Source organism: Microbacterium sp. 11MF (genome assembly GCF_000383475.1).
GTDB classification, from domain to species: Bacteria; Actinomycetota; Actinomycetes; order Actinomycetales; family Microbacteriaceae; genus Microbacterium; species Microbacterium aquilitoris.
Window position 1 is genome coordinate 606649 of sequence record NZ_KB911459.1, and the last position, 12469, is coordinate 619117.

Annotated in this window: 8 protein-coding genes; 4 read left to right on the forward strand and 4 right to left on the reverse strand. The window is 70.6% G+C overall.

The window, feature by feature from the left end; translation table 11 throughout:
• Positions 1 to 22: 22 nt before the first annotated feature.
• Entirely contained in the window at positions 23 to 421 is a 399-nt protein-coding gene (locus H286_RS0102905) for a VanZ family protein (RefSeq protein ID WP_081630826.1), read from the reverse strand.
• 80 nt (positions 422 to 501) lie between these two features.
• A complete protein-coding gene (gndA, locus tag H286_RS0102910; RefSeq protein WP_020097045.1) occupies positions 502 to 2091 on the reverse strand; it encodes an NADP-dependent phosphogluconate dehydrogenase in 1590 nt (529 codons plus the stop codon).
• Between the two features lie 487 nt (positions 2092 to 2578).
• Between gndA and H286_RS0102920 the strand changes: the two genes are divergently transcribed.
• The 3 genes from H286_RS0102920 to mfd all read left to right on the forward strand — a co-directional run bounded on the left by H286_RS0102920 (position 2579) and on the right by mfd (position 7500).
• A complete protein-coding gene (locus H286_RS0102920) occupies positions 2579 to 3208 on the forward strand; it encodes a 50S ribosomal protein L25/general stress protein Ctc (RefSeq protein WP_020097047.1) in 630 nt (209 codons plus the stop codon).
• 66 nt (positions 3209 to 3274) lie between these two features.
• Positions 3275 to 3859: an aminoacyl-tRNA hydrolase gene (gene pth, locus H286_RS0102925; RefSeq protein ID WP_018188356.1), complete on the forward strand. Its 585-nt coding sequence runs from the start codon at positions 3275 to 3277 to the stop codon at positions 3857 to 3859.
• Positions 3860 to 3912: 53 nt separating this feature from the next.
• Positions 3913 to 7500, forward strand: coding sequence for a transcription-repair coupling factor (gene mfd / locus H286_RS0102930; protein WP_020097048.1), 3588 nt, complete (start codon positions 3913 to 3915; stop codon positions 7498 to 7500).
• A 59-nt stretch (positions 7501 to 7559) separates the two neighbouring features.
• Here the strand turns inward: mfd and H286_RS0102935 are convergent, their stop codons facing one another.
• Both H286_RS0102935 and H286_RS0102940 read right to left on the reverse strand, forming a co-directional pair.
• Positions 7560 to 10232, reverse strand: coding sequence for a phosphoenolpyruvate carboxylase (locus H286_RS0102935; protein WP_020097049.1), 2673 nt, complete (start codon positions 10230 to 10232; stop codon positions 7560 to 7562).
• 72 nt (positions 10233 to 10304) lie between these two features.
• Positions 10305 to 11732: a basic amino acid/polyamine antiporter gene (locus tag H286_RS0102940; RefSeq protein ID WP_028497372.1), complete on the reverse strand. Its 1428-nt coding sequence runs from the start codon at positions 11730 to 11732 to the stop codon at positions 10305 to 10307.
• 65 nt (positions 11733 to 11797) lie between these two features.
• Between H286_RS0102940 and H286_RS0102945 the strand changes: the two genes are divergently transcribed.
• A complete protein-coding gene (locus H286_RS0102945; RefSeq protein ID WP_020097051.1) occupies positions 11798 to 12445 on the forward strand; it encodes a MazG family protein in 648 nt (215 codons plus the stop codon).
• Positions 12446 to 12469: the final 24 nt, after the last annotated feature.

Below are 12469 nucleotides of genomic sequence, written 5' to 3' on the forward strand. Positions count from 1 at the left end.
GCGGGCTATGCCTTCGCTTCGGTCACGCTCGGGATTCCTCGTACCGACGCGGGTTCGGCGGTGAGAGGAGGAAGGCGAGCAGCAGCATGAGGCACATCCCGATGACCGACCCGAGGGCGTTCGCGATGATGTCGCGCACGTCCGCCACGCGCGCATCGAGCAGGAGAGCCTGGAGCGTCTCGATCGTCGCGCTCGCGAGCGCGCCGATGAGGGGAGCGGCCCACCAGCCGCGCACGCCGAACCACAGCACCGCGATCACCCCGAGCGGGACGAACATGGCCACGTTGGCACCGAACTCGACGCGGTCGAACGTGATCCACGCGGTCGACGGCCGCTCGGCGAACCACGCCAGGAGCCGGTTGAGACCCGAGGCGATGTCGGAGCCGTACGGCGCCGCGCGCAGCGTCATCCACGCGACCATCCAGGCGTAGAGGCCCGTGAGGATCGCGAGGACGACGCGCGCGGCGACGCGGTGGACCCGCAGCGCCGTATCGCTGCGGCTCAGTGGGTGTCCTCGGCCTCGACCTCGGTCCGATCAGCCGACCACAGGGTGTGGAAGGTGCCGTCCTTGTCGATGCGCTTGTAGGTGTGCGCGCCGAAGAAGTCGCGCTGACCCTGGATGAGGGCGGCCGGCAGGCGGTCGGCGCGCAGGCCGTCGTAGTACGCCAGCGACGAGCTGAAGGCGGGAGCCGGGATGCCGGCGGCCGCCGACACGCGCACGATCTCGCGCCAGGCATCCTGGGTGCGGCCGAGCGCCTCGACGAAGTAGGGCGCCGTCAGCAGGACGGGGAGATCGGCCTGCTCGTCGTACGCGTCGGCGATGCGGTTGAGGAACTGGGCGCGGATGATGCAGCCGCCACGCCAGATCTTGCTGACCGCTCCGAGGTCGATGTTCCAGCCGTACTGGGCGGCACCGGCGCGGATCTCGTCGAAGCCCTGGCTGTACGCGACGATCTTCGAGGCGTAGAGGGCGAGCCGGACCTGCTCGATGAAGGCGTCCGCGTCGGGGACGGTGAAGTCCTCGGAGGAGGGGCCGGGGAGCTCGCCGGCGACGTCGCGCTGCTCGCGGTGGCTCGACAGCGACCGGGCGAAGGTGGCCTCGGCGATGCCGGAGACGGGGACGCCGAGGTCGAGGGCGGTCTGCACCGTCCACGCGCCGGTGCCCTTGGCGCCGGCCTGGTCGACGATGACGTCGACGAGGGGCTTGCCGGTGGTGGCATCCGTCTGGCGGAGAACCTCGGCGGTGATCTCGATCAGGTAGGACTCGAGCTCGCCGCGGTTCCACTCCTCGAAGACGTCGGCGATCTCGGCGGGCGTCTTGCCGGTGCCGCGGCGGATGAGGTCGTACGCCTCGGCGATGAGCTGCATGTCGGCGTACTCGATGCCGTTGTGCACCATCTTCACGAAGTGGCCGGCGCCGTCGTGGCCGATGTGGGTGACGCAGGGCTCGCCCTCGGCGACCGCGGCGATCGACTTCAGGATCGGGCCGAGCGTGACCCACGCCTCGTCGGGACCGCCGGGCATGAGGGACGGGCCGTTCAGCGCGCCCTCCTCGCCGCCCGAGACACCCATGCCGACGAAGTTGTAGCCCGCCTCGGAGACCGCCTTCTCGCGACGGATGGTGTCGGTGAACAGGCTGTTGCCGCCGTCGATGATGATGTCGCCGGGCTCGAACACACGCATGAGCTCGTCGATGACGGCATCGGTCGGCTTTCCGGCCTTGACCATGATGATCGCGGTGCGCGGCTTCTGCAGCGACGCGGCGAACTCCTCGTAGGTGAAGGCGGGGACGAACTCGGCCTCGGGGTGGGCCTCGATCAGCTCGTCGGTCTTCGAGCGCGAACGGTTGAAGACGGCGACCGTGTTGCCCTCGCGCGACGCGAGGTTGCGGGCGAGGTTGGAGCCCATGACCGCGAGACCGACGACGCCGATGTTGGCTTCACCGGAGTCGCTGCCCGTGGCGGACGCCTCGGGGTGCGTGGGACGGTCGACCTCTTCGGGCTGCGGAGCCCCTTCGTGCTGCCGGGTGGCTTCGTGAGGAGCCTGGTCCTGGTCGTTGGAGTGTCCGGGGGAAGAGGGGGACGACGACATGCGTAGCTCCAGGTCTGCGTGAGGTGTGAGCGGATCAGGGGTTGATGCCGGAACCGGCGAAGCCCCTCCCGGTCACTGTATCCGCTGGCCCGGAGGGGGAGTCTCGTGTGACGGGGTCAGTCCTTGTAGCTGCGGCCGAGGGAGAAGAAGGCGCCGACGACGCAGACGGCGGTCACGGTGCTCAGAGCTCCGACGAACCAGAGCAGTGCGTGCGACATCCATCCGTAGTCCATGGGTTCCTCCGTGTTCCGGGCGTGGGGGACTGACGTTCCATCGTATCCACCGCGCTGGTAGACTCGGTTCGAACTTCGGCGAGGGATGCACGGCATCCGTGATCGACGCGGTGAAGCAGGCTTCGCGGCTTTCCTCACGCGCACGCGTTCGAGTCGAACCACAGACCATGTCTGGGCCGCATCGGCCCCGACGACAGACGAGGCCGTACCGGCCCCGATCGACTGGGCCGAGAAGGCCCGCAAGGAGAACACTCATGGTGACCGAGACCGACACCAAGGTCGTCGCTGAGCTGCGCGAGCAGTTCGGCAAGGGCTTCGCCCGTCGTCTGCGCGCTGCAGGCAAGATCCCCGCCGTCATCTACGGCCACGGCACGGACCCCGTCCACGTCGCGCTGCCCGGCCACCAGGTCGCGCTGCTCATCCGCCGCGCCAACGCGCTGCTCGAGCTCGAGATCGACGGCAAGCAGCAGCTCACGCTGGTCAAGGACGTCCAGAAGGACCCCGTGCACCAGATCATCGAGCACATCGACCTCCTCGTCGTGAAGAAGGGCGAGAAGATCGAGGTCGACATCCCCGTCTCGGTGACCGGCGAGCCGTTCCCCGGCACCATCGCGAACCTCGAGAACACCACGGTGACGCTCGAGGTCGAGGCCACCCACATCCCGCAGAACGTCGAGGTCTCGGTCGAGGGCCTCGAGGACGGTGCGCACGTCACCGCCGCCGACCTGACGCTGCCCCGTGGTGCGGTTCTGGTGACCGACCCCGAGACGCTCATCGTCGGTGTCGCCCTGCCGCCGGCTCCGGTCGAGGACGAGGCGGAGGAGTCCGAGGAGGGTGCCGAGGCATCGTCCGACGAGGCTCCCGCCGAGGAATCCGCCGAGTAAGACATCACCGTTCGAAGCCCGTCGCCGCATCCGCTGCGACGGGCTTCGTCGTCGGAAGGACTCTCCATGGCCGACACCTGGCTGATCGTGGGACTCGGCAACCCGGGACCCCGCTACGAGGCGACCCGTCACAACGTCGGGCAGATGGTGATCGACGAGCTCGCGCGGCGACGCTCCGAGTCCCTGCGGTCGCACAAGGCGAACGCGCGGGTGGCCGAGACATGGCTGCGTCCGGGGGCGGCGAAGCTCGTGCTGGCCAAACCGAACTCGTTCATGAACGTCTCGGGCGGTCCGGTGTCGGCGCTCGCGGCGTTCTACTCCGTGCCCCCGGAGCGCGTCGTCGTCGTCCACGACGAGCTCGACATCCCGTTCGACTCGCTCAAGCTCAAGGTCGGCGGCGGGCACGGCGGCCACAACGGCGTCCGGGACGTCGCGAAGGCCCTCGGCACCCCCGACTTCCCGCGCGTCCGCGTCGGCATCGGTCGCCCGCCCGGACGTCAGGATCCGGCGGACTGGGTGCTCGACCCGTTCGGTGCCGTCGAGCGGCCCAACCTCCCCATCGCCATCGGGGATGCGGCGGATGCCGTCGAGCAACTCGTCGACGAAGGCCTGCTCGCCGCGCAGCAGCGGCACCACGCACCGCGCGCCTGAGTCGCCTCGACCGCGGCGGATCCGATGTCCGATGCGCCGCGTAGACTTCCCCGGTGACAATTCCCGGGATCGTGCGCGCCCTCGAACAGGCTGACAGCTTCCGGGAGGCCCTCGACGGCGCCGACTCGGATGTCGACTTCTCGGCGGTGACGGGCCTCGATGCCCCGCTCCTGGCCGCGCTGCTCGAACGCCGCGTGGCGTCGGGTCGGCCTCCCGTGCTGCTCCTCGTGGCACCCACCGGGCGCCGCGCCGAGAGCATCGGCGCCGCCGTGCAGTGCCTCCTCCCCGACGCCGCCGTCCGGCACCTGCCCGCATGGGAGACGCTGCCGCACGAGCGGTTGAGCCCCAGCGCCGAGACGGTCGGCCGGCGCCTCAGCGTCCTCCGAGAGGCGGCGGACTGGGACGGCCGCACGCCCCTCGTGGTCACGGCATCCGTCCGCGGGGCGCTGCAACCGATCGCGGCGGGACTGACGGATGCCGGTGTCGTCCGGCTCGAGCTCGGCTCGCGCGGCCTCGAGCTCGACGACATCGTCCACCGCCTCGTCGACCTCGCCTACCACCGGGTCGACATGGTCTCGCGCCGCGGCGAGTTCGCCGTGCGCGGCGGCATCCTCGACGTCTTCCCCCCTGTCGCCGATCACCCGTACCGCGTCGACTTCTTCGGCGACGAGATCGACCAGATCCGTGCGTTCTCGGTCGCCGACCAGCGCTCGCTGCCGGGTGACGTGCGCGACGTGACCCTGCTCCCGAGTCGCGAACTCCTCCTCACCGACGCCGTGCGCGAGCGGGCTGCGGGCCTTCGGGATCGGATGCCGGGGCTCGGCACCATGCTCGAGAAGATGAGCGAGGGCATCCCCGTCGAGGGCATGGAATCGCTCCTCCCCGCCGTCGCCGACGCCGTCCTGCCGCTCGTGGACTACCTCCCCGAGGGTGCCGCCGTCGCGGTCGTCGACCCCGAGCGTGCCGTGACCCGCGCGATGACCCTCTCCGAGACGAACCGCGAGTTCCTCGAGGCCGCCTGGAGCGCCGCGACGGCGGGAGCCGACAGCCCCGTCGACCTCGGAGCGGGGGACTTCCTGACCCTGCCCGAGCTGCGCGAGGCGGCATCGGCCCGCGGCGGCGTCTGGTGGAGCCTCAGCACCTTCGACTCCGGTGCGGCGGATGCGGCCGAGGAAGGCCTCGTCGAACGTGCGGATGCCGCGGTCCGGATCCCCGCGACCGCCGTCCCGTCGTTCCAGGGCAACGTCGAGGGGGCGAGCGAGCACATCGGCAACCTCCTCGGTGCCGGCTGGCGCGTCGTCGTCGCCGCCTCGGGTGCGGGGCTCGTCGACCGTTCGCGCGACGTCCTGTCCGAGCGCGGTCTCGCGGCGCGGACCGCCGAGGCGATCACCGAGGTCCCCGACGCGGGGATCGCCGTGTCGACCGTCGCGACGCTCGAGGCCGGGTTCCTTTTCGCCGACGCGAAGCTGGCCGTGTTCACCGAGAGCGACTTCTACGGTCGGACGATCGGCGGCGACAACCGCGTCGTGAAGAAGCTCGCCTCGCGTCGGCGCAACGTCGTCGACCCGCTCCAGCTGACACCGGGCGACCACGTCGTCCACTCCACCCACGGCATCGGCCGGTTCGTCGAACTCGTCCAGCGCGAGGTGTCGTCGGGCGGGCGGAACGCCGTGAAGAGCAAGCGCGAGTACCTCGTCCTCGAGTACGCGCCCTCCAAGCGCGGGCACCCCGGCGACAAGCTGTACGTCCCCACCGATCAGCTCGACCTGCTCTCGCGGTACGTCGGCGGCGAGGCGCCGCAGCTCTCGAAGATGGGCGGGTCGGACTGGGCTGCGGCCAAGGGCAAGGCCCGCAAGGCCGTCCGCGACATCGCCGTCGAGCTCGTCAAGCTCTACTCGGCGCGGATGTCGTCGAAGGGCTACGCGTTCGGTCCCGACACGCCCTGGCAGCGCGAGCTCGAGGAGGCCTTCCCGTTCGCCGAGACGCCGGATCAGCTCCAGACGATCGACGAGATCAAGGCCGACATGGAGAAGCCGATCCCGATGGACCGCCTGCTCTCGGGCGACGTCGGCTTCGGCAAGACCGAGGTCGCCGTCCGCGCCGCCTTCAAGGCGATCCAGGAGGGCAAGCAGGTCGCGATGCTGGTGCCGACGACACTCCTCGCCAAGCAGCACCTCGAGACGTTCTCCGAGCGCTTCGCCGGATTCCCCGTCAAGGTTCGTCCGCTCTCGCGGTTCCAGACGGCGAAGGAGGCCAAGGACACCCTCGCCGGGCTCGCCGACGGCACGATCGACATGGTCATCGGGACGCACCGCATCCTCACCGAGAAGGTCGCCTTCAAAGACCTCGGCCTCATGATCATCGACGAGGAGCAGCGCTTCGGCGTCGAGCACAAGGACTCCCTCAAGAAGCTCAAGACCAACGTCGACATCCTCGCGATGAGCGCGACCCCGATCCCGCGCACGCTCGAGATGGCGGTCACCGGCATCCGCGAGATGTCGACGCTGGCGACGCCGCCGGAGGAGCGGCATCCGATCCTCACCTACGTGGGGCCCCGCAGCGACAAGCAGATCGCCGCAGCGATCCGACGCGAGCTGCTGCGCGAGGGACAGGTGTTCTTCGTGCACAACCGGGTCTCCTCGATCCAGCGGGTGGCCGCGCAGCTGGCGGAGCTCGTGCCCGAGGCGCGCATCGCCGTCGCCCACGGTCAGATGGGTGAGCACGCGCTCGAGCAGGTCGTCGACGACTTCTGGGAGCGCCGGGCGGACGTGCTCGTGTCGACCACGATCATCGAGACCGGTCTCGACATCGCCAACGCGAACACGATGATCATCGACCGCGCCGACAAGTACGGCCTCTCCCAGCTGCACCAGCTGCGCGGCCGCGTCGGTCGTGCCCGCGAGCGTGCCTACGCGTACTTCCTGTACGACGAGAACAAGCCGTTGAGCGAGACCGCCGCCGACCGACTGGAGACGATCGCCGTCAACAACGACCTCGGCTCCGGCATGCAGGTGGCGCTCAAAGACCTCGAGATCCGCGGCGCGGGAAACCTGCTCGGGGCGGAACAGGCCGGCCACATCGCCGGCGTCGGATTCGACCTCTACCTCCGCATGATCGGAGAGGCGGTCGCGACATTCCGCGGCGAGGACACCGAGGGCCCCACCGAGCTGCGCCTCGAGCTGCCCGTTCAGGCGCGCATCCCCGAGTCGTACATCGACAGCGAGCGGCTGCGTCTGGAGGCCTACCAGAAGCTGTCCGCGGCTGCATCCGTCACGGCGGCGTCCGACGCGATCGACCTCGTCCTCGAGGAGCTCCGCGACCGCTACGGTACGCCGCCCGCAGAGGTCGACGGCCTGATCGCGATCGCACGACTGCGGCGTCGCGCCGCCCAGTCGGGGCTGTCCGACGTCGTCGCGATGGGACCGAACCTCCGGATCGCGCCCGCGCACCTCGCGGACTCGATCCGCGTGCGCCTGCAGCGGCTGCATCCGAAGTCGAAGGTCGTGTCGGGCGGCGAGGCCATGGTCGTGCCGTTGCCGACCGCCGGGGGAGAGGCTCTGGCCGATGCCGACCTCGTCGCCTGGACGAGCACGCTGCTCGACCAGATCTTCCCGCTGCCGGCCGACGACGCCACGGCCTGAAACGAGACGCCCCGCCCGACGACGTGTCGGAGCGGGGCGTTCGTCGATCGCAGGGGGGGTCAGCCGGTGTTCTGCAGGCCGGCGGCGACCCCCGATACCGAGAGCAGCAGCAGACGCTGCAGATCGGGGTCGACCTCGCCGCCCGCCGCGTCGCGCAGGCCGCGGAGCGCCCGCAGCTGCAGGAGGGACAGGGCGTCGACGTACGGGCTCCGCATCTTCACCGCGCGGCCGAGGACCGGACGGTTGGAGAGGAGTTCGGTCCCGCCGGTGAGCTTCACGACCCAGGCGCGCGTGAGGGCCATCTCGTCGCGCACGAGCGCCGCGAGGTCGTCGCGGTCGCCGAGCTCGAGGTAGTGCCGCGCGATGCGGTCGTCGGTCTTGGCGAGGCTCATGGCGACGTTGTCGATGAGGGTGCGGAACAGCGGCCACTGCTCGTACGCCTCGCGGAGCGCATCCTCGTCGCCCACGGCGTCGAGCGCCGTGCCGAGGCCGAACCAGCCGGCGAGGTTGATGCGCGCCTGCGTCCATGCGAACACCCACGGGATGGCGCGGAGGTCCTCGAGGGACTCGACCGACAGGCCGCGGCGCGCGGGCCGGGACCCGAGCGCGAGCAGCCCGATCTCCTCCATCGGCGTGACCTGGGCGAACCACGGCGCGAAGCCGGGCGCCTTGACGAGTGAGAAGAACCGTTCCCGGGATGCCGCGTCCATGATCCGGGCCACGTCGGCGTATCGTTCGGCGGCCGACCGGTTGCGCTCCTCGATCGACGGTGCCGACGCCATGAGCATCGCCCCGGCGACCTGGTCGATGTGGCGCATCGCGATCGAGCGGTCGCCGTAGCGGGCGAAGATGACCTCGCCCTGCTCGGTCAGCTTGAACCGGCCGTCGACGGAGTGCGGCGGCTGCGCCAGGATCGCGGAGTTCGCGGGGCCGCCACCGCGCCCGAGGGCACCACCGCGACCGTGGAAGAGGGTGAGCTCGATGCCCTGTGCGACCGCCCACGCCGAGATCTCGGCCTGAGCCTCGTACAGCGCGAGGTTCGCGGCGACGGGCCCCACGTCCTTCGACGAGTCGGAGTACCCGAGCATGACCTCGAGGCGCCGTCCCGTCGCCGCGAGGCGCGACACGAACTGCGGGTGCTCCACGATCTCCGCCAGGATGCCGGGGGCCGCCTGCAGGTCCGCGAACGTCTCGAACAGCGGGATCACGTCGAGCACCGGGGGAGTGCCGTCGGGGCCGACGGCGTGCCGCGCGAGCGTGTGCACGGCGGCGAGATCGTCGGCCGAGCGGGTGAAGGAGACGATGTAGCGTCCCGCGGCGCGGGGGCCGTAGCGCTCCTGCAGGAACGCGATCGTGCGGAAGACCTCGAGCACCTCTTCGGCCAGCTCCGACCGTTCGGACCCGCCCTGCTCGAGCTCGGCGAGGACCTTCGCATGCACGGCGGAGTGCTGACGCACCTCGAGCTCGGCCAGGTGGAAGCCGAACGTCTCGACCTGCCAGATCAGCTGCTGCAGGTGACCGTAGGCCTGGCGGGGCGCACCGGCCTGGACGAGCGCGTCCTGCACGGTCCGCAGGTCCGCGAGCAGGTGCTCCGGGTCGGCGTAGGCGAGGTCGGCGTTCCGGGTGCGGGTCGCCGCGATCTTGCGGGCGAGCAGCAGCAGGATGCGGCGGTACGGCTCGTTGGGGGAGCGCTTGGCGATCTCCGCCGCGGCATCCTCGTCGGCGTCCTTGAGCTTCTGCCACAGCGCCCGGACGGCGGCCGTCGGCGGGGTTGACGTCGCGTCCAGGGTCAGGGTGCGTCCGACGCGGCCCGCTGTCCGCTCGAGGCCCAGGAGCACGTGCTCGCTCGCGATGGCGGCGGCCTTGCGGGTCGTCTTCGCCGTCACGAACGGGTTGCCGTCGCGGTCGCCGCCGACCCACGAGCCGATGCGCACGAACGGGCGGACGAGGGGCGGGCGGGCCCCGGCATCCTCGCCCTGCAGCGCGTCGTCGACGCGGCGGTACACGTGCGGTATCGCGGTGTAGAGGGTCTCGTCGAAGACGCCCATGACCGAACGGACCTCGTCGGTCGGCGACGGCTTCTCGGAGCGCAGCGGCGCGGTCCGCCACAGCGTGTCGACCTCTTCGAGCATGCGACGCTCCGCGCGGCGGCGGTCAGCGCTGTCGGCGTCGGTCGTGTCGCGGTCGGCGAGGAGCTCGGCGAGACGCCGGATGCTGGAGGAGACCGCGCGGCGACGGGCCTCGGTCGGGTGCGCCGTGAAGACCGGGTGGAAGCGAAGACCCTGCAGGCGCTCGCGGGCGGCATCCTCACCGATCTCTTCGGCCAGGCTCCGGTAGGCGGCGGTGATCGAGTCGCTCGCGTCCTTCTCCTCGACGCGGCCGCCGCGCTCGCGGAGGATGCGGACGCGCTGGTGCTCCTCGGCGAGGTTCACGAGGTGGAAGTAGCAGGTGAAGGCCCGCGCGACCTCCTCCGCCCGCTCGAGCGTGTACGAGTCGGCGATGGCGGCCGCCCGCGCGAACGCCTCGGGAGTGTCGTCGGTGTAGGCCTGGATCGTGGCGATGCGCAGGCGCTCGACATCCTCGAACAGGCCCGGCGAGCCGCTCTCACGGAGCACGCGGCCCAGGAGCGAGCCGAGGACGCGCACGTCGGCGCGCATCTGTTCGGGGATCTTCTGCTCGGCCTCGTACCGTCCGACGAGGTCGATCGCTTCGGTGTTCGTGAGTTCGTGCACCGTCTCACGCTAGCGGGGGTTCTCGGGGCTTCCTGACACCATGACGGCGCACGACGCCGACCCGCGGTCGGATCAGATCGAGATCGCCCCGGTGGCGATGAGGATGACGGCGATCACCGCTCCGGCCGCGGCGAGGACGAACAGCCCGAGCTCGACGGGGGTGAAGACGCGGGCCTTCTGCTCGCGACGCCCGATCACGTACAGGACGGTGCCCGGCACGATGATGACGAGGCACAGCAGCAGGTAGGTGAGCCCGGCCGCCCAGAGCAGGTAGGCCGTGTAGAGCGTCGCGGCGGCGGAGACGATGAGTTCGCCCGCACGGCGGGACGCACCGTCCTGGATCGCGAGCTTCAGCCCGTAGGCCGCCGAGAGGAAGAACGGGATGAGGACGAGCGCGCTCGTGAGCTCGAGCGCGGCGTCGAACGCGTTCTGCGCGAACAGGACGACGACGAGCATCACCTGCGCGAGCACGGTCGAGAGGGTCAGCGCGCCGATGGGCGTGTCGTTCCGGTTCGTGCGGCGCAGGAAGGCCGGCAGATCGCCGGCCTGCGCCGCCGACAGGAGGACCTCGGCGGCCATCAGCGTCCATGCGAGATAGGCGCCGAGCACGGCGACGATGAGCGCCACGGCGACGAAGACCGCGCCCCAGCCGCCGACCGCCTGCTCGAGCACGCCACCCATCGAAGGTTGCCGCAGCCCGGCGAGATCGCTGCGGGGCAGGATGCCGTACGACACGATCGTCACGGAGGCGAAGACGGCGAGGACGCTCAGGAACCCGAGGACGGTCGCCCGCCCGACGTCGCTGCGACGGCGGGCGTGGCGGGAGTTGACGCTCGCGCCCTCGATGCCGATGAAGACGAACACCGTGACGAGCATCGTCGCCCGGATCTGCTCGCCGAGACCGGTCATGTCGCCGCCGCCCCAGTTCGCGGCGAAGACGGCGGGGTCGAACACCGTCAGGCAGAGCACGACGAAGACGACGATCGGCAGGACCTTGGCCACCGTCACGATGCGGTTGAGCGAGGCCGCCTGCCGTACACCGCGGCGGATGAGCAGGAAGAACAGCCAGATGCCGACCGAGGAGACCGCCACGGCGAGGACCGTGTTGCCCTCGCCGAGGGCGGGGAAGACGCCGCCGAGGGTGGAGGTGATGAACACCCAGTAGAAGACGTTGCCGACGCATGCACTCGCCCAGTAACCGAACGCCGCGAAGAAGCCGAGGTAGTTGCCGAAACCGGCCTTCGCGTAGCTGAAGATCCCGGCGTCGAGGTCGGGACGGCGGAGCGCCAACCGGTGGAAGACGAGGGCGAGCATCAGCATCCCGCTTCCCGCGATCGCCCACGAGATGAGCGCGCCGGCGACACCGGTCGACTCGGCGAAGGTCGAGGGGAGCGAGAAGACCCCGGCGCCGATCATCGATCCCACGACGAACGTGGAGAGCGTGAACATCGAGACGCGGGTCCCGCCGGCCGCGGACACGGTGGAGACGGGGGAAGTCATCGGACCAGGGTACGTCGGGCGGTGCACGGATGCCGCGGCCCGGCATCCCTCGTATCGTTGCGGTCATGCCAGACTCCCTGCCCGCATCGAACGGCCTGCGCCGCGCCGCTCTGACGATGCACGCCGTCCGCGACCGGTGCGTCTGGACGCAGCGGATCGGCCACGACGACCTCGTCCCGTACCTGCAGGAGGAGGCGGCCGAGCTCGTCGACGCCGTCGAGACGGGAACGCGCGACGACCTCAAGGAGGAGCTCGGCGACCTGCTCTGGCAGGTGCTCTTCCACGCCGAGATCGCGTCCCGGGATGAGAGTGACCCCTTCGACATCGACGACGTCGCGGACGCGCTCGCCGAGAAGATGATCCGCCGGCACCCGCACGTGTTCGGCGACGCGATCGCCACCACGCCCGAGGAGGTCCTCGTCCACTGGAACGCCGCGAAGGCCGCCGAGAAGAAGACGCGCACGAGCGTGCTCGACGGGGTGTCGACGCACATGCCGTCGCTCGCGCTCGCCCAGAAGATGCTGGGGAAGGCGGCGCAGGTGGACGTGATCCCCGCCCCGGCCCCGGCGGCGCTCGCGAGCGAAGCCGAGCTCGGTGACGCGCTCCTCGCCCTCGTGGCTTTCGCCCGTTCGGAGGGATGGGATGCCGAGCGCGCCCTGCGGCAGCGCCTGCGCACCCTCGCCGACGCGGTGCGTGCGGCCGAGTCCTCCTGACGTCTCGTCGCGGTCTGGAAGAAT